Origin of the sequence: Streptomyces mirabilis (assembly GCF_018310535.1) — a bacterium.
GTDB lineage: Bacteria > Actinomycetota > Actinomycetes > Streptomycetales > Streptomycetaceae > Streptomyces.
Map to the genome: position 1 here is coordinate 4957952 of NZ_CP074102.1, position 24419 is coordinate 4982370.

The following is a 24419-nucleotide window of genomic DNA, read 5'->3' on the forward strand; positions in this document are numbered from 1 at the left end:
CTCAGGCCACCTGCGCGGGGGAGACGTCGGCGCTGCGGCGCCTGCGCACCGCCCAGAAGATCCCCGTACCCGCGACGACGGTGACGCCGACGCCGATCACGCCCGCGAGGCCGCCGGAGATCCGGGCGTCGGAGATGTCCTTGACGCCGTACCCGGCGAGCGGGGAGTCCTCGGTGTGGTGCTTCTTGGTGTTCTTGTCGATGCCCTGGTCCTTGGCGACCTTCTCCAGGCCGTCGGGGCTCGCGGAGGCGTAGAAGCTGACGAAGCCCGCGAGGAGGAGGGAGGTGACGAGGCCGACCGCCCACACCTTGCGACGGGAGGTCCGGGCGGCCACGGGGACGGCGGGCGCGGGTGCGTCGACCAGTTCACCGCCGACGCGCAGCTTCAGCCGCTGCTGCAGACCGCGCGCCCCGTGCACGAGGTCCGGTCGTACGGCGATGACCGCGCCGACCGTGAGAGCGGTGATGGTGGCCTCGCCGATGCCGATGAGGACGTGCACGCCGATCATCGCGGTGGCGACCTTGGTGATCGGGACGTCGGTGGTGCCGCCGAGGGCGTAGATGAGAGTGAAGGCGACGGCGGCGCCCGGGACGGAAAGGAGCGCGGAGACGAAGGCCGCCACGGTGATGGAGCGCTTCTTGCGCGGCAGGACCTTCACCAGGCCCCGGAAGACGGCGTACGAGACGACCGTCGTGACGATCGCCATGTCGGTGATGTTCACGCCGAGAGCGGTCAGGCCGCCGTCGGCGAAGAGGATGCCCTGCATCAGCAGGACCACGGAGACGCAGAGGACCCCGGTGAAGGGGCCGACGAGTATCGCCGCGAGCGCGCCGCCGAGCAGATGTCCGCTGGTCCCGGCAGCGACCGGGAAGTTCAGCATCTGTACGGCGAAGATGAAGGCGGCGACCAGGCCGGCGAGCGGCGCGGTCTTCTCGTCGAGTTCGCGGCGGGCGCCCCGCAGGCTCACGGCGATGGCGCCGGCGGCGACCACTCCGGTGACCGCGGAGACCGGGGCGTTGATGAATCCGTCAGGCACATGCACCGTTCGATGATAGTGCCTTGTTGCGAATGAGTTGCAAGAGCGAGGCGTCCATGAATAGCGGCGGGGCGGCGATGCATGGCGGGGGCCGATCCGGGAACCCGGTGAGTAAGGGAGTCCGTGGGCGAAATCTCCGGAATGTGCGACATTGGAGAGGTGACGGATTCATCTATTCCACACAGGTAACGCAGCGCAAGGAGTCGGTTCATGTCTGCCGTCGAACAGTACGCACGCGCCCACATCGTCACCGACACGGCAGACTCCGCCGAGGACGAACACCAGGTCGTCCCGGTGGCCCTCAGCTACGACCCCGACGCCGATCCCCGGCAGGTTCACATGACGCTGCCCGGCCCCCACGAGTGGGCCTTCCCCCGGGAGCTCCTCGAACGAGGCCTGCGCGCTCCGGTCGAGTCCGGCGACGTACGCGTGTGGCCGTGCGGCCGGGTGCAGGCGGTCGTGGAGTTCCACTCCGCGCAAGGGGTGTCGGTGGTGCAGTTCGACTCGAAGGTTCTGATCCGCTTCCTCCGTCGTACGTACACAGCGGTGACTCCGGTGGCTCACTGACGTTCGGTCCACCCCGCGTGCGGCATCAGCCCGCGTGCAGCATCAGACCGATTCCCACCACCAGCAGCCCCGCCGCCGCGATCCGGGGCGCCCCGAACCGCTCCTTGAAGAAGACCGCCCCGATCGCCGCGCCGACGATGATCGATGTCATACCCGGCTCATACAGTATTTGTCATGAGCCGATCCAAGTTAGCCAAGACTGCCGTCACCCCGGGCGAGCCCGCAGCGATCTACTGCCGGATCTCCCACACCAAGGACGAGGACCAGACCGGAGTCGACCGACAGGAACGCATCTGCCGGGAGATCGCCGAACGGCTTCAGCTCCGTGTCGAGGCGGCCCACATCTACGTGGACAACAACCGTTCGGCGTGGCAGCGCAACCGCAAGCGGCCCGGGTGGGAAGAGATGCTCAGGGCGATGGGGGATGGAGAGATCCGGCACGTCATCGTCTACCACCCCGACCGCCTCATGCGGCAGCCCAAGGACCTCGAAGAGCTTCTCTCGATAGCCGACGACAAGCGCGTACTCCTGCACGGCGAGGCGAACCGACGCGACCTGTCGGACCCCGACGACCGGTTCATCCTCCGTATCGAGGTGGCCCACGCCTGCCGCTCCTCCGACGACTCGTCACGACGGCTGAAGGACGCCCTGAAGGACAAGGCCCGCGAGGGCAAGCCGCATGTGGGTAATCGTCCCTACGGCTACACGGGCAACGGTCAGGCGATCATCGAGGAAGAGGCGGAGATCGTCCGCGAGGTCTTCCGCCGGTATCTGGACGGTGAGTCACCCTTGGGCATTGCCCAGGACCTGACCGCGCGGGGAGTGACGACGTCCAAGGGCAAGACGTGGCAGCCGGAGAACGTCCGACATCTGCTGTCGTCCAACTTCGTGGCGGGTGTTCGGATCCACCAGGGCGAGGAAGTGGGAACCGGGACGTGGACCGCCATCATCGATCGCGGCCAGTGGGACGAGGTTCAGCGGTTCAGGGAGTATCGGGCCGCGCAAGCCAGGGACAAGCAGAAGCGCCCGACCCGGTACTACGTGCTGCGCGGAGTGGTGGCATGCGCGTGCGGAGCCCGCATGGGTGGCACGAACACCGTCCGGTACGCCAACTACCGATGCACTCGCGCCGACGACGTTGATCAGCAGAAGTGCAATCGATCCGTGTCCGCAGTGCCTCTCGAAACCTTCGCGCGGGACGTCGCAATCAAGGTCCTGACCAAGTTGGACACCTCCGGCTATGAGCCCGCCGCGACCACGCGCCCCGAGGCCGATGTTCTCGCGGACGAGAAGGACCGAGCGAAGCTGGAAGAGCTGAAACAGCTGTGGCTCACGGATGACGACTTCACGACGGCCGAGTTCCACGCCATGCGCGCCGTCGTTCTCAAGCGGATGAAGGAGCGCCAGCGGAAGACGGTGAAGAGGCCGATCGCCGTCCTGGAGGGGATTGCTGGTCCGGAGGCCGAAGCCAACTGGAAGAAGCTGGAGGAGGACGAGGACTACGAGCGCATGAACGCGATCTACCGCTTCCTGTTCGCGGCCGTAGTCGTACTCCCACCGACGAGGAAGGGCAGGGGGTTCGACACCAACCGGGTGGACATCAAGCCGAACCCGCTGGACTAGCCAGAGAGGGCAGGAGTGGCGAGCTGTACAGCTCACTGAGGCTGGCCGCACTCCCCTTAACGCCCTCCTACCGCTGCCAGCAATCTTTGGATGCGCCTTCAGGGGTAGCCTTGCTTGATCAACGATATCGGGGGCGTGAAAGCATGTCGTTCGATCAGGAGTGGGCGGAACTGAAGGCGAAGTCCGCGATGCGGCTGGACAGCGTGCCCACGGATGCCGGCGGATCGTCGCCCGATGGCGCGGACCTGATCCTCAGGTACGACGACATGGGGAAGATCGGGCATGCCGCGTTCCTGCTGCACCAGCACTTGTCGAGCGCCGGCAAGCATGCGCAGTCACACACCGAGGCCGCCGCGAAGAGCCTGGAGAACGACGGGTTCGACATGGGCGCCGCACTGACCAAGGCCGAAGAGGGCTGGCAGGGGCAGCTTCAGGTGCTGGTCGACGCCTGCGCTCAGATCTCCAACCATCTCGACTACTCGGTGAAGTCGTCGAAGCAGGACGATCACTTCATTGCCGCGCAGATGCAGGTCTCCAAGATCTCCGAGTACCTCGACGTGCCGCCGCCCACCTCGGACTCCGACGCGCCCCACGTCCCGAAGGCGGACGGTCCCATCATGTGACGTCTGGTCAGTGTGTGCGGGGCGGAGGGATTCCGGAGCGGACCGGGAACCCTCCGGAAAACGCCGGCGGCGACGCCGGGACCAACAGGGGGAGCCGGTGCCGACCTTCGAAGAACTTTTCCACGTAAATCTCTCACCGCTGCAGTCGGCGGCAGACGACTGGGCCGCCATGGCGGCCCTGCTGAACAAAGTCGCCAAAGAGGCCGGGAGTATGCGCAGCCTGGCCCAGGGCACCGAGTGGAAGGGCGAGAACGCCTCCGTCACCAAGCCGTTCGTCGTCCGGGTGTCGGACGAGTTCACCGACGCGGTCACCGAAGCGGAGAGCGTCGGGAACCTGCTGAGTTCCGCGCACGACAAGATCAAGGCGGCCAGGGACGACCTGAAGGTTCTCTGCGAGAATCCTCCCGCAGGCATCACGATCCATGCCGACGGCACGCTGAGCCGTAGCGTCCAGCCCCAGCGAATGTCGCACGGGGATCCCGAGTCCGTGGTGATCCAGGACGACTTCGACGCCCTGCAACGCCGCATCGATGCGATCATCGCCCGCGCAGCGGAAGCGGACTCGACCTGTTCCTGGGGCCTGTGGCAACTCGCCAAGGACAAGCACGAGTTCGGCAGCACGTACTACGGCTCCCTCAAGGACGCGAGCACCGACGCCCGACAGGCGCAGCAGACGAAGACGGATTCGGTGGAGTACACGCCGCCCGCGAAGTGGGGCAGCGGCACCATCAAGCCCATTGCCGAGTTCCTCAGTTACCGCTCCTGGATGGGTGGTGGCGAGGCGTTCCTGCACGGAGACATCAACGGCGCGATACAGGGCTTGATCGGCGGCGCCCCGTCCGCGGCCGGCGGCAAGGCCAGCGCGGACCTCGCCAAGGGCTCGATCCTGAGCAACGTACGCGGAAAACACCATCGCCCCACGTTCATCAACACGATCGGCAAGTTCGGAGAGAAGATATTCAGCGCGCCGGTCGCTGCGGTCGCGACGGGGATCGACTTCTACTACACGCCCAACCAGCCGAGGACCCCGGGCGACACCCATGTGGACGCCCCGGCAGAACCGGGAAAGGTGAGATACCAATGACGCACTCCGCCGGCCCACCCACGCGTGGGCGCCGCCGCCCGGACCTGCGGCACTGGCTGAAACCCCAGGGTTCGCGGTTTCTAGTCCTCGGCATGAGCATGTCCGTCGGCGGGCTCGCCGGTGGGGTGCGCTCCGCGTTGGACGGCAAGGGGATCTGGACGATCCTCGGTACCTTCGCCGTGGGGATTTTCGGCTTGCTCATTGTTGTGAGCTTCTTCGTCAACTACGAGGACCGGCGAGGCCGCCGCTGAGCCCCTTGGAATCAATCATCTTCTAGGAATCCTTCCGTGCAGGGCCGAGGAGCCGCGCGAGACGCGTAGCGCTTTTCGGCCCTATCCGTGTGGGGAACTTGGCCGCCTGGCGCTCGACCGCCCGAGCCCACTGTTCGCTCTGGCATCTCGTCACCGGGCCACCTCACGCTCTTCACGGGCGATCTCACGGTTCGTGGCGATGTCTTCGGCGATTCCAGCGGCCAGGAGTGCGGCGCCGGGGGTGTGGCCGGAGCCGACGTAGCGCCAGTGCCCATCCGTGGCCGTGCCGGGCACCGTGTCGGGACCGACGTGTTCAGCGCGGTCGGCGCGAAGGGCCGCGTAGGTCGTCGAGTAGGCGCGGGATTTGGTGAGGATGTGGCCGCGGTAGCCGAGGGTGTGGGCCCAGGCCCGGAGGTTCAGGGGTGCATGTTCGGGCAGACCGCCGAGGCGCCAGCAGGTGCGCATGAGCGCCCGCACGTGGTCGGTGACAGGGACTGCGTCGATGTCTTCCCAGGCCGTGAGCCTGTGGTCGGTGCCGGCGCCTGTCTCCTGCGCTCAGAGCTACGGGCCAGTGACAACACCTGATCCGTAGCTCAAAGTGGATCGGTCAGAGGCAGTCATTGCGGTTCCTGCGCGGCCCTGCGCGGTGTCTGTTGGACCGGTGACGGTCGCTGCGGTTGCTGTACTTCCGTGCTGTACCGGGCTCGGCGGCTAGCCCGCTTGCTCCAGGGTCAGGTTGCTGCGAATGGGCTCGGCTCGCCACATGGCCGCCAGCTGGGGGTAAGACTCGATGAACCGGCGCATCTCTCCCAACGCGACAGTCCTGGGCATGCCGATCGCGGCGTAGTCGAACCCGGTGTCCTGATGCCCGAGGCTGTCGAGCGCTGACCATGCCGGGTCCTCGCCGAAGACGAGCTGCAGCTCGACTTTCCAGTACTCCGGCTGCCGGTCGGGGGCATCACGGTCGTCGGCACCGTTGACCGCAAGCAGTCGCCCAAAGGACATCGAAGGCTGGTCGTCGTTCCAGCCCCACCTGCCCCATTCGACGATGAAGCCGTCACCAGCGTTCTCAAGACGCTCGATTCCTTCGACCTCGACCTGGAGGAACTCACCGAAGGCATCCCAGGCGGCGTCGACGTCGCGTACAGACTCGGGCTCGACTGCACGCTGTCTCAAAATGCGCGCGAATACGTCCACGCTGGATCTCCACGGAATGGGCATGCGGGATGCTAGCGCGATGCTCCAAGTGGCTCAGGGCTCACCCCAGGAGCGCTGACGCTGGAAGCAGATTTTGAGATCTGCCCTCATCCCTATCAGGTCGATCATGGCGGTTTGATGTGCTGAGCCGATCGGCTTTCCGCCCGGGTGGACGGTTCGCAGAGGTTCGGCGCTGTCCACCGTTGCTCGCCGCTGTTGATGTCAGTCACTGGTGTCAGACACCAGTGACTGACTTGACAAGCATGCGAGGGACATGAAAGCTCTCGCGACTACGAACCCGCGGCCGCGTACGGCGCCCCCTCCATCCCGGTGCCGGCTGATCCCCCGCCGGAGGCGCAGAGGGGCCGAAGCCCAGGGGCCAGCCCGCGCTCGCGCGGGCACTTGAAGCCGTAGAGGAACTTGTAACTCGGAAATAGCCGAAGCGGGCGAGCGGGACTGACTCGCAGTTGCGAGGGACAGCAGCACTGATCCCCTTCCTTGATCAAGGAAGGGGATCAGAAGGTCACACCCTGCTGCTATTCAGCGTTCGGCGCGGGGGTGACCCCCGTCGGGCAAGACGCCCCCCAGTTCGTCCCGAACAGGGTACTTAGCTTGACCCCCGTCCCACCCAGCCCGCAGTACCCGTCCGGGTTTTTGCTGCCCGAAAGGTACTGCTGGTGGTAGTCCTCGGCCGGGTAGAAGCCCCACCCCCTGCGGGAGGATCCCTGTCTCGATGTTGCCGTAGACCGTACCGAGGACTCATGGCGCGGGACGAGACCGGGGTTACGGACTTGCCTCACGCCGCCCCTTGACCAGCGAACTTATTACCGCATGAACGGCAGTTGACTGAGATCGTGAGACCCGCCGTTTTCCCCTGCGCCTGCCTCATGGGCCCGCGGTGCGGCCAGCGGGCTGGAGCGGGGCAAGGAGGGCTGACGGCGGCTCGCTACCTTCTCGGTGGTTCATCAGCGGTAGCACGGTCACTCGGATACGCCGGACGAATTCCGGGACGCGTGAGCCGGTCTGATCGGTTCACGCGTCCCGGTGGGCGGTGCGTGGGTGTGACGCGAGGGCGTGACTCCGTCGACGTCTACCAGGCCCAGCCTCTCAGTCCGGCGACGCCGTGCGGGGTGCCAACGCCGGTCGGTCCGTCGTATCCGGGGGCGGCGGTGCACAGGTAGGTGCCGCCGCAGGTGCCGTTGGACCCGGTGGTGATGTCGTTGAAGGCATACGGGCGGGCGTAGGGGTAGGAGTTGGGGTACGTACCGGGCGTGGGGTTGCCGGCCAGGGCGTACATGGCGGCGACCAGTACGTTGGACAGGCTGGTGCCGCCGACGATTTGCCAGCCTCTGCCGGACGAGCCGAAGGTGTTGTACACCGCAAGGCCGGTCGCGGGGTCGGCGACCGCGGAGACGTCGTTCATGGTGCGGTTGGCGCACAGCGGGTCGTGCTGGAAAGGCGGCTTGGGCTCGTAGAGGGAGCAGCCGGAGCCGGTGCGGGACCAGGCGCTCTCGGTCCAGCCGCGGCGGTTGCGGGCTCGGTTCAGGGATGTGCCGCCCACCGAGGTGACGTAGGGCGAGGCAGCCGGGTAGGTCGTTCCGTATCCGCCGTTGCCCGCGGCGAAGGTGAAGGCTACGCCGGGGTGGTCACTGAAATGGTGATCGAACAAAGTTTCGGAAGGGGTCTCCCCGACGGTAAGGCCCCAGCTGTTCGAGACGACCTTGGCGCCCTGCGTGACGGCTTGGTCGACCGCGGTGAGCAGGTTACTGAGGAAGTTGTCGTCGGATTCGACGACCAGGATCCGGCAGTCCGGGCAGGCCGCGCTCACTGCGTCGACGTCCAGTGCGGACTCCAGTGCCCAGCCGCTGTTGGTGCCGGACGGGGGAGTGAGGCCGCCGCGCTGGTTGATCTGGCGGAGGCAGCCGTTGGCCTTCGTACAGGGCCGGAGGTTGAACTGGCGGCGGTAGACCGCCAGGTCGCTTTCCAGGTTGGGGTTGTGGAAGGCGACGGTGATAGCCACGGTCCTGCCGCCGCCGTGGCGGTCGGAAAGGTCGTAGGCACTGCGGATATCCCGGGGACCGTAGCCGGGCGGCTTCGCGTTCGGCGGGACGGAGGACATGGGTGGCACGTCGGTGCGGATCGTGGCCAGGCAGGCCGTCTGGTCAGGCGCAACCGGTTGCGTGCAGACACCCTGGTCGCTCGGTTGAGAACCAGCGGGCGCCGCAAAGGCGGGTGTGGTCGGTGGGATGGCGGCCAGACCCACCACCGTGAGGACCGTGGCCAGCAGCGACCGGATCGGGCGGGCACCGTGCATGACACTCCTTCGGGGCCGGACGGCTGTCCCCTTTTCTCTGGCGGGCTGCTGCCGCCGGACATCCGGGTCGGCGGCCTCACCCGTCCTGCCGCAGTGTCGGCACCTGTCCGCGCGTCCCGTCACGGCGTCTGCCGTGCGGCCCACTGTCAGTGCGGGAGCGGCACGGCAGCCTGAACGTCACCTGGTAAGCCGTCAGATGGCGTATGCGAACCACCCGTACAGCTCACCGCCCGACCCATACGAAGAGCGCACCCACCGAGACCTGGAAGTCTCGCGGCAGGCCACCGATCAACCGGGCTGGTGGACTGGAGTCGTCACCGAGGTCGGCCCACTCCCCGATGCCGGGGACTGCACTGCCCTCGGGCAGGCACGCATCGAACCCGGTGAGCCTTCCCGATCACAGCACTGGCCGATGCTGCGCGCCCGGCGGACGAGGCGTACGGAATGGCCTCAGCCAGCCCCCTGACCAGCCAAGCTATTACTGCATGAAGGAGGGTTGACTGATGTGGTGTTGAGGGCTGCCGGGGCTACGTGCCTGCGATGAGCAGCCGGTATCCGTAGTCCATGCTCTGCCGGTCCAGCAGGTCGGCGTGCCGGCGGTGCCAGGTGCCGGAGGCGAGGTCGGCGCGGAGACGAGCGATCGCCGGTTCCACGACCGAGGGCGGCAGCTGGGCGAAGGTGGAGCTGGCCTGGCGGATGACCGGGTCGAGGTAGCACTCCGGTCGGCGCCAGTAGGCGCACTGGAAGCCGTCGGTGAAGTCGTGCGGGATGGGAAAGGGCGTGACAGTGTGCGCGTCGAGCGCCTCGGCTACCTCTGCCAGAGGGGTGAAGCGGGCGTGGTCCAGCTCACGGATCTCCGGCAGGTACTCCTCGAGCAGCCACAACTCCGGCCGGTGCGTCGGATCCCAGGTGAAGACGACCTGCCTGCGGGCGACGCGACGTAGTTCGGCGAGTCCGCGGTGCAGGTCGGGCCAGTGATGGACGGTCATGATGGCCATGACCGCGTCGAAGGAGCCGTCCGCGAACGGCAGTGCTTCGGCTCCGGCCAGCACCTTCTTCGTCCCAGGGTGTTGGTCGAGCATGACTTGAGAGGGATCGACGGCTGTGACGTCGGCGTCCTCCGGCTCATAGGAACCGGTGCCGGCGCCGATGTTGAGGACGGTGTGGACACTTCCCAGCGCTTGGCCGATCAAGGCATGCAGTCGGGGATCAGGCCGTCGGATGTCGCTGTACCCGATGCCGATGCGGTCGTACGTGGCCGACGGACGGTCGGCAGCGGCAGTCTCCATGGGCCAAGTCCAGCAGGTCGCGCCCCTTGCCACCACCCCACCTCACGCTCTGGCAGACACCGCCTGGTCGGAGACCGACTGGTCCGACGGGCTCACGAACGCGCACTCTGGCCCCGCGGCCTGGGGCCGGGCTCAGCAGCCCTGAACAGCGAAGTTATTACCGCATGAGCGGGGATTGACCGAGGACTCGCGCAGGGCGGAAATGGGGGCCAGCGCCGCGCGCGACTGCGCCCACAGCACCAGCGCGTACGCCGCCACGGACAGCACCGAGCCGAGCAGCCCCAGGGTGACGAAGGGCCGTAGGACGGGGACGAGCCGGGAGCGCAGGCGGTAGGCGGCGTACGCCGGGATCACGACTCCCTGCACCGCCATCAGCCAGGCGATGTACCCGAGCGAGGAACCGGAGGCGCGTACGCCGAGTCCGTCCACGACGGTGTACGCGGCGATCGACAGACCGGTGGCCAACGCCGCGCCGATGGCGGCCCAGTTGGGGCACCGCCCGCGCATTCCCCACAGCGCGACCCCCGTCAGCCCCGCGCACGACACCGCGATCCCCGCCGCCGCCCAGGCGTTCGGCACCTCGTGCGCGAACACGGCCGCCAGCACGGTGACGACCAGCGGGGCGGTCCCGCGGGCGATCGGATACGCCTGCCCGAAGTCGCCCAGCCGGAAGGAGCGCATCAGCAGGACGTAGTACAGGACGTGGATCCCGGCCGACACGAGCAGATACGGCCACGCCCCGGCCGCCGGCACCGCCACGAACGGCATCAGCGCCAGCCCGATCAGCATCCCGCCGCCCGCGATCAGCGTGAACCCGACGAGCTTGTCGGTGATGCGATGCGCGATCGCGTTCCAACTGGCGTGGGTGACCGCGGCGAGCAGCACCGCCGCGGTGACCAGTGGGGTCACAGGTGCTGCTCGCGCACGTCCACCAGCGTGCCGCCCGCATGCGCGACCAGCGTCTTGGGGTCCATGGGGAACACGGTGTACGGGGTGCCGGCCGCGGCCCACACCACGTCGTGGTCGAGCAGCGAACGGTCCGCGAGCACCCGCGTCCTCGTACGGTGGCCGAAGGGCGGCACACCGCCGATCGCGTACCCGGTCGTCTCCCGTACGAGATCGACCTTGGCCCGCGTCACCTTTCCGGCCCCGAGCTCCCGCCGCACGAGCTCCAGATCGACCAGCGACGCCCCGTCCATGAGTACGAGCACGGGGACCCCGTCCGCGGCGAAGATCAGCGACTTGCAGATCTGGCTCAGCTCGCACCCGATCGCGGCGGCGGCCTCGGCGGCGGTACGGGTCGCGTCCGGGAAGCGGCGGATGCGCGGCAGCAGGTCAGCGAGGCCCAGCTCCTCCAGGGCCTCGGCGAAACGGGGGTGGGCTCCGGACTCTTCGGCGGCGTCGGTCGTCATGGGCGGCACGCTATCGGTCGGTGCAGGAGGCACGCGAGCGAGTTCCGATGCGCCGGGGTGCCGGGTCTCGTGCCGGCCCCAGTCCCACCAGAAGCGTCACATGACGGGGGAGCCGTCGGGGACGGCACGGCCTGCGGGCAGCCCTGGGGGAGGGGAGAACGTCATGCGCGGAGCGTAGAAGTCCCCACTGGCATCGCCCCCGAGCGCCTCCGAGCCGCTCCCGGGGCCGACCCGTTCCCCGCCCGGACAGGTCCTGACTGCCCGCCCGGACGTGCCCTGGCTCCCCGCCCGGCTAGCTTCCCGCCTTCAGCAGTGCCGCCACGATCGGGCCCGCCGTGTCGCCGCCGTGGCCGCCCTGTTGGACGACGCCCGCCGCGGCGAGGTCGCCCTTCCACGCGGTGAACCAGCCGTTGGGCTTCTTCTGGCCGTCGACCTCCGCGGAGCCGGTCTTCGCGCCGTAGTCGGGGCCGAGGCCGGACATCGCCTCGGCGGCGGTGCCGTACGCCGCCGTATACTGCATGAGTTCGCGGAGCTGGGCGAGGGTGGTGGCGGGGAGGGTGCGGGAGGCCGTCGCCAGCTTGCGGTTGTCGACCGTCGGGGACACCAGGTACGGCTGGTGGAAGACGCCCGTCTTGACCGTGGAGGCGACCGAGGCCATGTTCAGCGGGTTCATGCGGACCCCGCCCTGGCCGATCAGCGAGGCCGCCATCTGGGCCGCGGACTGGACCGGGACCGAGCCGTCGAAGGACGGGACACCGATGGCCCAGTTGTTCATGGACAGGCCGAAGTACTGCTGCGCCTGGTTCGTCAGGTCGGAGTTCGACAGCTTCTTGGCCTGACTGATGAAGGCGGTGTTGCAGGAGCGCGCGAAGCTCGCCTTGAACGTGCCGCCCTTGATCTCGAACTTGTCGTCGTTCTGGAACTTCCAGCCGCCGTACGTCACGTACTTCGGGCACGGGTGCTGCTTGTCGGCCGAGGCGAGCCCCTTGTCGATGAGCAGCGACGACGTGATGACCTTCATGGTGGAGCCGGGGGCCAGCGAGCCCTGGAAGGCCGTGTTGAAGCCGTGGCTGGTGTTGGCGACCGCGAGGATCTCGCCCGTCGAGGGCCGCATCAGGACCACCGACGCCCGGTCCTTCTTGGCGACCTGCTGCTCGGCGTCCGCCTGGAGGGTCGGGCTGAGCGTGGTCTTCACGGTCCCCGGGGTGCCCTCGCTGAGGGTCACCAGGGTCTTGTCGGGCGTCTTCTGGGTGCCCTTGGCGGCGGCCTTGCGGGCCACGCGCAGTTCGATGCCCGCCTTGCCGCCGGCGATCTTGCCGTACTTCTCGCGCAGCCCGTCCAGCACTGTGCCCAGCGAGGGGTACTTGGCCGTGGTGATCTCGCCGCCGTCGCGGTCGAGGGCGGTGACCGGGGGAGTGCCCGCCGGACCGGTGACCAGACGGTCGCCGTCCTGGAGGTCGGGGTGCACGACCGACGCCTGCCAGCCGACCAGCGCCGCACCGTCCTTGGCGCGGCGCACGACGGTCAGCTTCGAGTCGTACGCCAGGGGCTTGCTCTTGCCCTTGTACGTGACGGTGGCCTTGACGGAGAAGGGGACGGAGGCCCCGGACGCCGTGCCCGGCGTGAGCTTGACGCCGGTGATGTGGGCGTCCTTGCCGTAGCCGGTCAGCAAGGTCTTCGCGGCCGCCGAGTCGTCGGTGGCGGCGGCCGCCTTCGTGACGTCACCGCTCTGCCAGGCGGTCAGGAACCGCGTGGACAGCGCCGTGACCTCGGCCGCCGACGGCGGACCGGTCTTCACGGCCTTGTGGGCGGCGGTCTCCGACGTACGGTCCTCGGCCGACGCCCCGCCGGCGTACAGGCTGTAGGCGCCGAACGCCCCGCCGCCGACGACCACCGCGATCAGCCCGCCGACCACGGCGGGCTTCGTCTTTCGTCGCTCGGCGACGCGCCTTCTGTTCCCCACAGCTTTCGATCCTCCGCCTGTTCCCCAAGTCCCCCGGCACCCTCATGCTCCTCAACGAGAGCCCCCACCCTAGGGTCCCGCCCTGTCAAGGGTGACTTCAGCCGCCCGTTCGTAGCACAGCTGCGACGATCGGACCGGCCGCGTCCACCCCGTGACCGCCTTGCTGGGTCATCGCGGCGGCCGCGATGTCGTTCCGATAGCCGGTGAACCAGCTGTTCGACTTGGACTGGGCGTCGACCTCGGCGGAGCCGGTCTTGGCGCCGATGTTGCCGCCGAGTCCCGCCATCACCTGGGCGGCGGTGCCGCTGGTCGCGGTGAGGTTCATCATCGCGCGCAACTGCGCGGACGTACTGCTGGGCAGGCCCTTCGCCGTCGCCAGTTCCCGGTCGTCGAGCTTGGGCGAGACGATGACCGGCTGCCGGAAGGTGCCCGTCATCGCCGTCGCCGTGACCGACGCCATGTTCAGCGGGCTCATCTGGACCTGGCCCTGGCCGATCGCGTTCGCCGCGCGGTCCGGGCCGCCGGAGGCGGGGACGCTGCCGTCGAAGGAGGGGATGCCGGTCTTCCAGTTGTTCTGGCCGAGGCCGAAGCGCGTCTGTGCCTCGGTCGTCAGGGACTCGTCCGTGAGCGGCTTCTCGTCGATCAGTTTCACGAAGGCCGTGTTGCAGGACCGCATGAAGCTGTTGGCGAGGCTCGCCTTCTCGTTCGGCGCGAGGTTGGTGAGGTTGTGGAAGGTCTGGCTCTGCCAGGTCGCGGTCTCCGGGCAGGGCGCCGGGCCGTTCATGGTGGTCACGCCGTTGTCGATGAGCATCGCCGCGGTGATGATCTTCATCGTGGAGCCGGGGGCCAGGGTGCCCTGGAAGGCCGCGTTGAAGCCGTCCGCACGGTGGTTGGCGACCGCCAGCACCTCGCCGCTGCTCGGCTGCACGGCCACCACGGACGACTCGGCGTACCGGGCGACCGCCTTCTCCGCCGCCGCCTGCACGCTCGCGCTGAGGGTGGTGCGCAGCCTGCCGGCCTTGCCCTTGGCGAGGGTCACCAGGGCGGTGTCCCCCGCGCCCTCGGTCGCGTGATGGATCGCCAGCTCGACTCCGGCCGTACCGCCCGCCGTGTCGCCGTACTTCTCGCGCAGCGCGTCCAGGATCGGCCCCAGCGAGGGGTACTTCTCCTTCGTCAGGACAACGTTGTTCCGGTCCACGGCCTCGATGGGCGGGCTCGCCGACTCGCCCGTGACCAGCGTGTCTCCCTCCTGCAACTCGGGATGCACGACGGACGGCTTCCAGTCGACCAGCGCCTTCCCAGTGGTCTCGCCGCGCACGACGGTCATCCGGGAGTCGTACGCGAAGGGCTTGGACTTCCCCTCGAACGACACCGTCGCCTTGACGGAGAACGGCACGGTGGCTCCCGCCGCCGCCCCCGGGGTGATCTTCACACCGGTGAGGTGCGCGTCGTCGCGGTAACCAGCCAGCAACTCCTGCGCCTTCTGGGCGAAGTTGGTGTAGGCGGCGGCCTTGGCGGCGTCACCCTGCTCCCAGGCGGCGAAGAACTTCGTCGAGGTCTCCTTGACCTCCGCGCTGCTCGGCGGCCCCGTCTTCACGGCCGCGGGTCCGCCGCTCCCCGAGCCCCCGCCCCCGCTCCCGTTGAGCGCCGACATCACATTGAAGGCGCCGTATCCGGCACCCCCCACCATCACGGCGAACACACTGCCGATGACGGCGGCCTTTGCCCCCTTGCGCATCGCGCGAAACCCTCCCCGTGGACCCCTCCCCCGAACTTCTGAACGCGTTCAGAAAAGCCGGTCTGCAGGGCACTGTATGCGGGAGGAGTGACACGTGGGGCGGAGATTCTCCGAATCGTTAGACACAGCAACGATGGCGCGGCAGGGAACGACGATGGCGCGGCAGTCACCCGCCGCGCCATCGTCGTGCACCCGCCCAGCTAGACCCAGGTGTCCAGCCACATCCGTGACCGCCACTGGTCTATGGGGATCGCGGTGCCCGTGTACAGGGGCCAGAAGTAGATGAAGTCCGCGCGAGGAGCCCTCGCGGGGCTCTGAACTGGGTGTTTTGCTTTGACTGGAGACGTATCAGGCGGCCTGGGCCGTCTGTGGGCCGTGATCTTGAGCGGCGTAGGGGGCGCCCTGGCCAGCGGTCGGCCGGATGGGGGCTCACCTCGCGGGTAGAACGCTGCGCAGCGGACACACCCCCCACGCGTCTCTATTTGCCGTTTTGCGCACTTTCACGGCCCATGTTTGTCGGCGGGCGGTTTGCCGTCTACCGGCCTCGCTGCTCAACGATTGCAGTTGAGAGTTTGCATCGGCGGGGCGCCGGCCGAGCTGAGTGCCCATGTCGTGCCGGTCCAGATGACGTAGGGGGTCGCGGCGGTGCCGAACCCACTCCCCGAGCTGTAGCCCTTACCGGTGACGGCATTGCAGATGGCTGTCGCTTCGCCAGCCGCGAGCTGGACGTCGAGACCGTTGATCTTTAGCCCATTGCACGTTGTAGAGGACGCGCTCGTGGTGGTGCTCGCACAAGTGAGCGTCGCGCCGTGCACGATCTGGGTCGAGAGGAACTGACCGAAGACCGGTTCGGATCCTGCCGGTCCCTGCGGTCCGGTGGTGCCCTGTGGTCCGGTGGTGCCCTGTGGTCCGGTGGCGCCCTGCGGTCCAATGACGCCCTGCGGCCCGATGACGCCCTGCGAGCCGGTGGTTCCCTGTGGTCCGGTGGTTCCCTGCGGCCCGATGACGCCCTGCGAGCCCTGCGAGCCGGTGGTTCCCTGTGGTCCGGTGGTGCCCTGCGATCCCTGCGGTCCGGTGACGCCCTGCGAGCCCTGCGAGCCGGTGGAGCCCTGAGGTCCTTCCGATCCGGTGGCGCCCTGCGGTCCCTGCGGCCCCTGTGGTCCGACCTTGCACTTGTCGTTGTGTCCGTGGCCGTCGCCCCGGAAGCTGGGCGCGCCGCCGCGAGCACTCCTGTCGTCCCGGCAGTCACCGCCGCCGACGGCACCTACCGAGGTCGTGGGCGCCGACAGAGAGCTCAACGGGGCCGCAAGCGCAGGTTGGGCGAAACCAAGCACCCCGAGGGCCAGCGACGCCGCAGCACCGCCGGCGCGCCACCTGCCCTGTCTGGGCAGCGGCCCCATGCCGGACCGGGTGCGGTTCTCAGCACTCATGCTCAATTACTCCTCGGAGAAGCAAGCGAATGGATGGGGAATCCCGCTTTCGGGCATCCTCTGGCAGCTTTTCGCCGCTGGGCGGCCCTGGCGGCAAACGCGCCGAACGATCAAGCGATCGGTCTAACGGAGCGCAACCATCTGCACGGTCGCCCACGTGGAGACCCTGATGAAGCGGCGTGCCGCGAGCGGGGAGGCCCTTGGCGGGAACGAGGGGCCCCGGTCGCACGCAATGCGACCGGGGCCCCTCGCCTCTCCAAGCCGGCGATACCACTGCGATTACGCTGCGCGCTTCTCGGAGGTTCCATGCGAGGACTTGACATAGAGGCTGTCGACGGCCTTTCGCGTACGTCCCTCACTATTCGGCATCAGGTGCGTGTACGTCCGGAGCGGGAAACGCGCAGGGGGGCTCAGGGAAAACCGCAGGTGGCAGACGGTGGGCGTAGCCCGCTGTAAAACTGTCTCGGCCACGTTGTGCCGCCTGAATCGTTCGCCCGTACACCGTGTCGAGGTGGCTAATCGACACGGCGACGAGCGACGCCTATTGGAGGCATCCATGTCCGATGGTGTGGTCCACGCAGAGAGTGAGGGACCGCACCTTGCGAGGCTCATGAAGAGGACGTTCCGTGACGCGATGCAATGGACTTTCGCCGGGGCGCTGTCCCTGTAGCACCAGGAACGGCGAAGAATGTCCGAGATTCGCTGTCTGTCACTAGCACCCCACAGGTAACGTCGCTGTTCGAAGAAAGCAGTCGACCACTGCGACCATGGGGGAACATGATGCCCGCGGGAAGATTCTTCGCAATCGCGAGTACGGTAGTCGCTCTGTCCGCGTTAACGCTCGGGACAGCCCAAGCTGACACCGGAGGAGTTGTGCAGGGCAATGTCCGGGTAGAGTCCGCCGAGGGGGATGCCGTCGGGGGATGGATGTCTCAGGAATACATCAACGCTCACCCCGACGACGCGGCGGCGATGGGTATCGTCGCCCATCCGAACTCGGCATCCAAATGCGACGCCGATACGTGCCTGGACGTGGTCGGCACCGGGCTCCGAGTGACACAGATGAACGCCTCGGGATTCGGGAACGTGGGATGCACAGCCCCCCACTACCACAGGAATTGGGGTTTCCTCTACACCGGGTACAACATCTGCCCTGACGGGGACGGACCAGGCGTTTACTGGTACAGCTACAAGAGGCCTCGCACGTTTAACGATGGTGACGTCGTGAGCGTCCACTGGGACAACATCGACGGCGAGCCGGCAGCTCGGATCCACCGGTAGAACGCTGTGAGGTGTGGCCCCCCAGGGTGGTGGGCCACACCTCACTGGGAAGGATGGGGAGTGGGCACAGCGGACGACCTTGATGAGGTACTAACTGGTCAATCCGGGGACATGCGATGGGTGGTGCGCGCCGGCCTGGTCAGAGAAGGCGTGATTGCCACGTTTCTTGATGTGTTTCGTGGCGATCGCCTCATCGACAGCGGCGGTGGGACAAGCCCTATTGCACTGGAGTCAATGGTTAATTTCTCCTACGGATATTCCGATGACTCACCTGTGTCCGTAGTGGCACGGTGTGCGGTGGGAATTGACCGCCTTGTCGCTGTCACGGATAGTGGCCGTGAGGTGGTCATGAAACTATCCGAACCAGTGGAGCGATTCGGGACGCGATTTGGCGCCTGTATCTTGCCATCTCTCTGTCACCTCGCGCGTATTTCTGCATGGTCCCGTGATGAGCTTGTCTTCGAGGGTACGGCTCGCTTTCTTTGACAATGGCGAGTCGTGCCTTGCCAGGATCCCGGGGAGAGTTACATTCGGCTGGTTTGATCGTGAGATTCCGTGCAGCGCGAGGGCGGCTTCGGGGGGTGTGGGCCGTCGGCCACCGGTGACCATTCGAACAAGCCGGGATCTGACGTGTTGTGAGGCGAGCGTGCCTTGGACGAGACGTGGACGGCGATCAACCGCCGCTCCCTACAGAAACAGAAAACCCCTGGTCGGGGCCCGCGTGATCGGGCGATCTTGAGGGGACTGTAAAGCTGCCGAGCTCTCAGCCCACCCGGATGTCAGCGCTCGCATCAGCGGAGACGCACGTCGAGGTCGCGAGGGCCAGACCGGGACGCGGTCGCGGGCGGGCCCGGCGGGAGCCGCACGCCGCGGCGGCGACCTGGACGCTGTACCGCCTCCCGCCCGAGGATGTGGAGTTCTTCCAGGGCGATACGGCCCGCAGGCACGTACGTCTGGCCTACCGTCGCAAGAACGACTCGGAGGGGTGGTCGCGGCAACTGCTGTGGCCCTGACGGGGCAACCCCGAAGGTGGGTCGGAGGTCTGAATCGGCATGCGCATGTACCGGACCGGCGCCTTTCTCGGCGCACTGCTCGTCGCTCTGCTCACCGTCACCGCGTGCTCGCCCCGGGCGGGGAGCGGGGGGAAGGCCCCGGACCGGCCCACGCCGTGGACCATGCCGACGGGGCCGGGCGGTTACGGCGGGCGGCTCCTGGGCGCACGCTGGCGGGTCGACTGGGTCACGGTCGACGGGCGCAACATCGACGCACCGCCGGACGCCGGCGCGTGGGTCGAGTTCGGCTACGACAACACGGCCGTGGGCGACTACGGATGCACGCCGTTCAAGTCGTCGGCCACGGTCACCGCCACGACGCTCACCGTCGGTACGGACACGTCGGGGGCGACGCCGGACGACGCGTGTCCGGCGAAGGAGCGCGCCTTCGAGCAGCGGATGCGGAAGATCTTCACCGGCGGCCCCCTGGCGGTGGCCGAGCGGGTCGACGAATTCTCGATGACCCTGAAGAACCAGAGGGGCGACTATGTCGCGCTGCAAATGCTGTGGCCTCAGGGGCTCTTCGGAGCGGCGTGGCAAATCGAATATCTGGACGTCGCCGACACCCCCGTCGACATGACGGCCGGCAAAGAGGTCTACTTCGTCTTCCACCGGGACGGCACGGTCACCGGAAAGGGAGGCTGCAACGGCTTCAAGGGCCGGGCCGCCTTCGCAGGCGAGCACGTCACGCTGTACCCGCTCACCCGCACCACGCACCGGACCTGCTCACGGAAGATCATGTCCCAGGAGGACGGCCTGCTCGACCAGGACCCGCGCACGTTCTCGGTCGTTGCCTCGCGCGACATTACCTTCGTAGACCGCACCCCCGGCCTCGACGGCCTCGCCTACAACTTCATCCGGGTGAGGTGACCGGCACACCGCCGCGCCCAGGGGTCTGGATTCACAGTCGGTGCGGCTCGCCGGCCGGCGGTCCGCACCCGACCCTGAGGGAGCCTCTGGGGCATCCATGGGGAACCAGGGCTTTTCGCGGCCGAAGACCCTGCTCACGTTCTGACCGCCGCGCGGTCTGTAAATCTCCCGGGCCCAGAGCTGGGCCGTCCTCGGGCCGTGCGAGGGCGACCAACGACAACCGCCAACGGCCAACAACGACCAAGGGGGCGCGGCAGATTGCCGCGCCCCCTTGCTACGTCTGCCCAGCTAGACCCAGGTGTCCAGCCACATCCGTGACCGCCACTGGTCTATGGGGATCGCGGTGCCCGTGTACAGGGGCCAGAAGTAGATGAAGTTCCAGGCGATCAGGAGGACCAGGACGCCCGCGCTCGCCGCGCCGATGACGCGGCGGCGTTCCGTGGAGCCGGGTGGGCCGAGGATCGCGCCGATCATCATGGCGACCGCCAGGCACAGGAACGGGACGAAGATGATGGCGTAGAAGAAGAAGATCGTGCGCTCCTGGTACATGAACCAGGGGAGGTAGCCGGCCGCGATGCCGCAGGCGATCGCGCCCGCCCGCCAGTCGCGGCGGAACGCCCAGCGCCACAGGACGTAGACGATCGCGAAGCAGGCGGCCCACCAGAGGAGGGGCGTGCCCAGGGCCAGGACCTCGCGGGCGCACTTGCCGCCCGCGTCCGCCGGGCAGCCGTCCTTGCCGGGCAGCGGGGACTCGTAGAAGTAAGACACCGGGCGGCCCAGGACGATCCAGCTCCACGGGTTCGACTGGTAGGTGTGCGGGGACGAGAGGCCGACGTGGAACTCGTACACCTCGTGCTCGTAGTGCCACAGGCTGCGCAGCCAGTCGGGCAGGAAGGTCCAGCTGCCGCCCTTGCCGTCGGTCGCGGCCCAGTTGCGGAAGTAGCCGCCCTTGCCGTTGGTGGGGGAGAGGATCCAGCCGGTCCAGGAGATGAAGTACGTGGCGATCGCCACCGGGACCGTCGCGAGGAACGTGATGCCCGTGTCGTGCTTGAGGGCCGACAGGTACGGGTGGCGGGCGCCCGCGACCCGACGCGCGCCGACGTCCCACAGGACCGCCATCAGGCAGAACGCGAAGAGGACGTACAGGCCGCTCCACTTGGTGCCGAGGGCCAGGCCCAGCATCAGACCGGCCGTCCAGCGCCAGGGGCGCCGGCCGAGGCGGGTGGTCTCGGCGATGTGCGCGTCGGGGCGTACGAGACCGTCCGCGTCCGCGGGCAGGGCTGCCGCCAGTCGGGCGCGTGACCGGTCGCGGTCCACGATCAGACAGCCGAAGGCCGCCAGCACGAAGAACATCAGCACACCGTCGAGCAGCGAGGTGCGGCTCATCACGAAGTGCAGCCCGTCCACCGCCATCAGCGTGCCCGCCAGACAGCCCAGGAACGTCGAGCGGAACATCCGGCGCCCGATCCGGCACAGCAGCAGCACCGACAGCGTGCCGAGCAGCGCCGTCATGAAACGCCAGCCGAACGGATTGAAGCCGAACATCCATTCGCCGAGCCCGATGACGTACTTGCCGACCGGGGGGTGCACCACATAGGCGGCGTCGGAGGGGATGCCGACGTGTCCGTTGTTCTGCAGGATCAGGTCATTGGCGTTCTTGTCCCAGTTGACCTCGTACCCGCGGTGGATCAGCGCCCAGGCGTCCTTGGCGTAGTACGTCTCGTCGAATATCACCGCCTTCGGGCTGCCCAGGTTCCAGAACCGCATCAGCCCCGCCATCAGGGTCACGAGCAGCGGGCCGCCCCAGCCCGACCAGCGCGTGATGCGTTCCGCGACCTCGTGGCGCAGCCCGAACGCAGCCCAGATCCGGGGACTGGGCTCGGCGTACGGCGGCACGAGCCGATCACGCACATCGCTTCTTGGAGGCGCGGTATATCCGAAGCGGCGCAGCCGCTGCTGCCACGACGGCCGCCGCTCTTCGGCTGCCTGGCCCTGCCGGGTGTCCGTGGAGGACGCGGTACTGGTCACCGCGCCATCGTAGGGAACAGGTCTGTGGGAGTCCCGTGCACGGGCCTAATGGGTGGATGCGGCTGCCGCCGAATGCCCCTGCGAGGATGGAACCGTGACAGGAACCCTTGTTTTGGCCGGCACCCCCATCGGCGACGTGGCCGACGCCCCGCCCCGGCTCGCCCAGGAGCTGGCGGGCGCGGACGTCGTCGCAGCCGAGGACACCCGCAGGCTGCGCCGGCTGACCCAGGCGCTGGGCGTGCAGCCCACCGGGCGCGTGGTGTCGTACTTCGAGGGGAACGAGGCCGCCCGTACGCCCGAACTCGTCGAGGCGCTGGCCGGCGGGGCGCGCGTGCTGCTGGTGACCGACGCCGGGATGCCGTCCGTCTCCGACCCCGGGTACCGGCTGGTCGCCGCGGCCGTCGAGAAGGACATCAAGGTCACCGCCGTACCCGGCCCGTCCGCCGTGCTCACCGCGCTCGCGCTGTCCGGGCTGCCCGTCGACCGGTTCTGTTTCGAGGGGTTCCTGCCGAGAAAGGCGGGCGAGCGGCTGTCCCGGCTGCGGGAGGTCGAGGGCGAGCGCCGCACGATGGTCTACTTCGAGGCCCCGCACCGCCTCGACGACACCCTCGCCGCGATGGCCGAGGTCTTCGGGGACGGTCGGCGGGCCGCCGTCTGCCGCGAGCTGACCAAGACGTACGAGGAGATCAAGCGCGGGCCGCTGGGCGCGCTGGCGGCCTGGGCCGCCGAGGGCGTACGCGGGGAGATCACGGTGGTGGTCGAGGGCGCGCCGGAGAAGGGCGCCGAGGAACTTGACGCGGCCGAACTGGTGCGCAGGGTGCGGGTGCGGGAAGAGGCGGGAGAGCGCCGCAAGGAGGCCATCGCGGCGGTCGCGGCCGAGGCCGGAATTCCCAAGCGCGACGTCTTCGATGCGGTGGTCGCGGCAAAGAACGCGGCGCACAGCGCCCCATAGAAGAGCAAAGGGCCGGCACGGAAAGCAAAGCTCAGGCCGTGTCTCCGAGGCATTCCGACAAGGAAAGGCCAAAACGACTCCAATAGTCGACAGGCCTGATGCGTTCCCGCCCGGAGAAGCGTCCACTGGTCGAAGGGACGTACCCGTCCCTCGCCCCCGCCGACCGGGGGCGCTTGTCCAGCGGAACAGCAGGAGCTGGCATGAGTGAGATCGCAGGGCAGACCGGCAGCCGCAGCGCGGCGACCGCCGTCGTCAACGAGTCGTATTCCTTCGCATGCATGCGCTGCGGGCACGGCTGGGAGCAGTCGTTCGAGATAGAGCACCACCGCGACGCCGAGGGCGGCGAGTTCGTGATGTACGTGGCGGACGGCCATGTCGTGCCGTCCCCGCTGAGCCGGCCCTCCTGCCAGAACTGCGACGGACACGTGGTGCGCATCATGCGCGCCGGACAGGTGTCCTCCGTCCAGAACTCCATGCACCAGCACACGCACCGCCCGGTGTCGGCCCACCCCGAGCAGGCCCACGACGAGCAGGTCCACGACGAGGCCCTCGACCAGCCGGCCGTGCCCAAGGAACCCCACCACTGGCACCTCTCCGACCTGCTGCACCCCTTCCACCACCGCAAGGCGGGCTGATCGCGGGAGCGCGGTGACCTCGCCCGGGTGAGGTCCGGCCCGCACCCTTCGCGGGATCGGGGGCATGCTCTCCTTTCGTAGGATCGAGGCATGCCCTCCGACAAGACCGAAGCGCCACCGCTCCCCGAGCCGCTGCGCGTCCCCGTCGCCGACTCGCACACCCACCTCGACATGCAGTCCGGCACCGTCGACGAAGGACTCGCCAAGGCCGCCTCGGTCGGCGTGACCACGGTCGTCCAGGTCGGCTGCGACCTGAAGGGCTCCCGCTGGGCGGCCGAGACCGCCGCCGCGTACGAGGCCGTCCACGCCACCGTCGCCCTGCACCCCAACGAGGCACCCCGTATCGTGCACGGCGACCCCGACGGCTGGTCCCGCCAGGGCGCACGGGGGCCCGGCGGCGACGGCGCCCTGGACGAGGCCCTCGCCGAGATCGACCGCCTCGCCGCCCTTCCCCAGGTCAAGGGCGTCGGCGAGACCGGGCTCGACTACTTCCGTACGGGCCCCGAAGGCAAGGCCGCCCAGGAGCGCTCCTTCCGCGCCCACATAGAGATCGCCAAGCGGCACGGAAAAGCCCTGGTCATCCACGACCGCGACGCGCACGCCGACGTGCTGCGCGTCCTGAAGGAGGAGGGCGCGCCCGAGCGGACCGTCTTCCACTGCTACTCCGGCGACGCGGCGATGGCCGAAATCTGCGCCCAGGCCGGGTACTACATGTCCTTCGCCGGAAACATGACCTTCAAGAACGCCCAGCCACTGCGCGACGCGCTGGCCGCGGCCCCCCTGGAGCTCGTCCTGGTCGAGACCGACGCGCCCTTCCTGACCCCCGCCCCGTACCGCGGACGGCCTAACGCGCCTTATCTCATTCCGGTCACGGTGCGCGCCATGGCGGCCGTGCGGGGCATCGATGAGGACACGTTGGCAACGGCGCTCTCTGTGAACACGGCGCGGGCCTTCGGTTACTGAGGGATAACGCTTCCGGCCAATTTTCCGGGTCACACCTCAGGGCAGTGTCGCGACACAGCGTAGCCGCGTTGCTTGGGAGAGTGACGACCGCTCCGCTAGGTTCTGGTCGCC

The 24419-nt window shown here is 68.2% G+C and carries 19 protein-coding genes and 5 pseudogenes; 11 read left to right on the forward strand and 13 right to left on the reverse strand.

The window, feature by feature from the left end:
- Window position 1 precedes the first annotated feature (1 nt).
- On the reverse strand, window positions 2-1042 hold the full coding sequence (locus SMIR_RS22030; RefSeq protein ID WP_168492521.1) for an energy-coupling factor ABC transporter permease: 1041 nt from the start codon (window positions 1040-1042) through the stop codon (window positions 2-4).
- Window positions 1043-1246: 204 nt separating this feature from the next.
- On the opposite strand from SMIR_RS22030, the gene SMIR_RS22035 reads away from it, so the two are divergent.
- Window positions 1247-1603: an SsgA family sporulation/cell division regulator gene (locus SMIR_RS22035; RefSeq protein WP_168492518.1), complete on the forward strand. Its 357-nt coding sequence runs from the start codon at window positions 1247-1249 to the stop codon at window positions 1601-1603.
- 25 nt (window positions 1604-1628) lie between these two features.
- Here the strand turns inward: SMIR_RS22035 and SMIR_RS22040 are convergent.
- A pseudogene (locus SMIR_RS22040) lies at window positions 1629-1751 on the reverse strand (EamA family transporter); the annotation flags it as partial.
- 26 nt (window positions 1752-1777) lie between these two features.
- Between SMIR_RS22040 and SMIR_RS22045 the strand changes: the two are divergent.
- From SMIR_RS22045 to SMIR_RS43635, 4 genes are all read left to right on the forward strand, one after another.
- The gene (locus SMIR_RS22045) at window positions 1778-3226 is read left to right on the forward strand and encodes a recombinase family protein (protein WP_212727274.1); all 1449 of its coding nucleotides are present in this window, start codon (window positions 1778-1780) and stop codon (window positions 3224-3226) included.
- Between the two features lie 143 nt (window positions 3227-3369).
- Complete coding sequence (locus tag SMIR_RS22050; protein WP_212727275.1) at window positions 3370-3849, forward strand: hypothetical protein; 480 nt, start codon at window positions 3370-3372, stop codon at window positions 3847-3849.
- Window positions 3850-3946: 97 nt separating this feature from the next.
- Window positions 3947-4933, forward strand: coding sequence for a hypothetical protein (locus SMIR_RS22055; RefSeq protein WP_212727276.1), 987 nt, complete (start codon window positions 3947-3949; stop codon window positions 4931-4933).
- Window positions 4934-5025: 92 nt separating this feature from the next.
- Complete coding sequence (locus SMIR_RS43635; protein WP_248001964.1) at window positions 5026-5184, forward strand: hypothetical protein; 159 nt, start codon at window positions 5026-5028, stop codon at window positions 5182-5184.
- A 150-nt stretch (window positions 5185-5334) separates the two neighbouring features.
- On the opposite strand, the pseudogene SMIR_RS22065 reads toward SMIR_RS43635, so the two are convergent.
- The 10 genes and pseudogenes from SMIR_RS22065 to SMIR_RS44360 all read right to left on the reverse strand — a co-directional run.
- Window positions 5335-5712, reverse strand: a pseudogene (locus tag SMIR_RS22065) (replication initiator); the annotation flags it as partial.
- A gap of 183 nt (window positions 5713-5895) precedes the next feature.
- Window positions 5896-6381 (reverse strand): hypothetical protein, encoded by a 486-nt coding sequence (locus SMIR_RS22070; RefSeq protein WP_212727277.1) that lies wholly within the window; start codon window positions 6379-6381, stop codon window positions 5896-5898.
- A 536-nt stretch (window positions 6382-6917) separates the two neighbouring features.
- A pseudogene (locus SMIR_RS22075) lies at window positions 6918-7116 on the reverse strand (peptide-methionine (S)-S-oxide reductase MsrA); the annotation flags it as partial.
- A gap of 355 nt (window positions 7117-7471) precedes the next feature.
- Window positions 7472-8695, reverse strand: a complete 1224-nt coding sequence (locus tag SMIR_RS44355) for a S53 family peptidase (RefSeq protein ID WP_168492517.1) — start codon at window positions 8693-8695, stop codon at window positions 7472-7474.
- 527 nt (window positions 8696-9222) lie between these two features.
- Window positions 9223-9795: pseudogene (locus SMIR_RS22085) on the reverse strand (methyltransferase domain-containing protein); the annotation flags it as partial.
- A gap of 321 nt (window positions 9796-10116) precedes the next feature.
- Window positions 10117-10893: a DMT family transporter gene (locus SMIR_RS22090; RefSeq protein ID WP_168492515.1), complete on the reverse strand. Its 777-nt coding sequence runs from the start codon at window positions 10891-10893 to the stop codon at window positions 10117-10119.
- Window positions 10890-11396 (reverse strand): YbaK/EbsC family protein, encoded by a 507-nt coding sequence (locus SMIR_RS22095; RefSeq protein ID WP_168492513.1) that lies wholly within the window; start codon window positions 11394-11396, stop codon window positions 10890-10892. Before SMIR_RS22095 ends, SMIR_RS22090 begins: the two co-directional genes overlap by 4 nt.
- Before the next feature lie 292 nt (window positions 11397-11688).
- Window positions 11689-13359 (reverse strand): penicillin-binding transpeptidase domain-containing protein, encoded by a 1671-nt coding sequence (locus SMIR_RS22100; RefSeq protein WP_168492511.1) that lies wholly within the window; start codon window positions 13357-13359, stop codon window positions 11689-11691.
- A gap of 97 nt (window positions 13360-13456) precedes the next feature.
- Window positions 13457-15097, reverse strand: coding sequence for a penicillin-binding transpeptidase domain-containing protein (locus tag SMIR_RS22105; protein WP_168492509.1), 1641 nt, complete (start codon window positions 15095-15097; stop codon window positions 13457-13459).
- A gap of 551 nt (window positions 15098-15648) precedes the next feature.
- Window positions 15649-16527, reverse strand: a complete 879-nt coding sequence (locus SMIR_RS44360; RefSeq protein WP_168492507.1) for a hypothetical protein — start codon at window positions 16525-16527, stop codon at window positions 15649-15651.
- Window positions 16528-17400: 873 nt separating this feature from the next.
- On the opposite strand from SMIR_RS44360, the gene SMIR_RS22115 reads away from it, so the two are divergent.
- From SMIR_RS22115 to SMIR_RS22125, 3 genes and pseudogenes are all read left to right on the forward strand, one after another.
- Window positions 17401-17808: a hypothetical protein gene (locus SMIR_RS22115; protein ID WP_212727278.1), complete on the forward strand. Its 408-nt coding sequence runs from the start codon at window positions 17401-17403 to the stop codon at window positions 17806-17808.
- Window positions 17809-18653: 845 nt separating this feature from the next.
- A pseudogene (locus SMIR_RS22120) lies at window positions 18654-18821 on the forward strand (pyridoxine 5'-phosphate oxidase C-terminal domain-containing protein); the annotation flags it as partial.
- A 39-nt stretch (window positions 18822-18860) separates the two neighbouring features.
- On the forward strand, window positions 18861-19730 hold the full coding sequence (locus tag SMIR_RS22125) for an META domain-containing protein (RefSeq protein ID WP_168492501.1): 870 nt from the start codon (window positions 18861-18863) through the stop codon (window positions 19728-19730).
- A gap of 288 nt (window positions 19731-20018) precedes the next feature.
- Here the strand turns inward: SMIR_RS22125 and SMIR_RS22130 are convergent, their stop codons facing one another.
- Window positions 20019-21758 carry a dolichyl-phosphate-mannose--protein mannosyltransferase gene (locus SMIR_RS22130; RefSeq protein ID WP_168492499.1) on the reverse strand — a complete coding sequence of 580 codons (1740 nt, stop codon included), beginning with the start codon at window positions 21756-21758 and terminating at the stop codon, window positions 20019-20021.
- Between the two features lie 94 nt (window positions 21759-21852).
- Here SMIR_RS22130 and rsmI point away from each other — a divergent pair, with 94 nt between their 5' ends.
- The 3 genes from rsmI to SMIR_RS22145 all read left to right on the forward strand — a co-directional run bounded on the left by rsmI (window position 21853) and on the right by SMIR_RS22145 (window position 24308).
- Window positions 21853-22710 carry a 16S rRNA (cytidine(1402)-2'-O)-methyltransferase gene (gene rsmI, locus SMIR_RS22135; protein ID WP_168492490.1) on the forward strand — a complete coding sequence of 286 codons (858 nt, stop codon included), beginning with the start codon at window positions 21853-21855 and terminating at the stop codon, window positions 22708-22710.
- Window positions 22711-22910: 200 nt separating this feature from the next.
- Window positions 22911-23345 carry a hypothetical protein gene (locus tag SMIR_RS22140; protein ID WP_212727279.1) on the forward strand — a complete coding sequence of 145 codons (435 nt, stop codon included), beginning with the start codon at window positions 22911-22913 and terminating at the stop codon, window positions 23343-23345.
- A gap of 90 nt (window positions 23346-23435) precedes the next feature.
- A complete protein-coding gene (locus SMIR_RS22145; protein WP_168492486.1) occupies window positions 23436-24308 on the forward strand; it encodes a TatD family hydrolase in 873 nt (290 codons plus the stop codon).
- Window positions 24309-24419 lie beyond the last annotated feature (111 nt).

Coding starts and splice junctions, on each gene's coding strand:
- SMIR_RS22035 (WP_168492518.1), top strand. CDS start 1,247: ATGTCTGCCGTCGAACAGTACGCACGCGCCCACATCGTCACCGACACG.
- SMIR_RS22045 (WP_212727274.1), top strand. CDS start 1,778: ATGAGCCGATCCAAGTTAGCCAAGACTGCCGTCACCCCGGGCGAGCCC.
- SMIR_RS22050 (WP_212727275.1), top strand. CDS start 3,370: ATGTCGTTCGATCAGGAGTGGGCGGAACTGAAGGCGAAGTCCGCGATG.
- SMIR_RS43635 (WP_248001964.1), top strand. CDS start 5,026: ATGAGCATGTCCGTCGGCGGGCTCGCCGGTGGGGTGCGCTCCGCGTTG.
- SMIR_RS44355 (WP_168492517.1), bottom strand. CDS start 8,695: ATGCACGGTGCCCGCCCGATCCGGTCGCTGCTGGCCACGGTCCTCACG.
- SMIR_RS22095 (WP_168492513.1), bottom strand. CDS start 11,396: ATGACGACCGACGCCGCCGAAGAGTCCGGAGCCCACCCCCGTTTCGCC.
- SMIR_RS22105 (WP_168492509.1), bottom strand. CDS start 15,097: ATGCGCAAGGGGGCAAAGGCCGCCGTCATCGGCAGTGTGTTCGCCGTG.
- SMIR_RS44360 (WP_168492507.1), bottom strand. CDS start 16,527: ATGAGTGCTGAGAACCGCACCCGGTCCGGCATGGGGCCGCTGCCCAGA.
- SMIR_RS22125 (WP_168492501.1), top strand. CDS start 18,861: ATGCGCATGTACCGGACCGGCGCCTTTCTCGGCGCACTGCTCGTCGCT.
- SMIR_RS22140 (WP_212727279.1), top strand. CDS start 22,911: ATGAGTGAGATCGCAGGGCAGACCGGCAGCCGCAGCGCGGCGACCGCC.
- SMIR_RS22145 (WP_168492486.1), top strand. CDS start 23,436: ATGCCCTCCGACAAGACCGAAGCGCCACCGCTCCCCGAGCCGCTGCGC.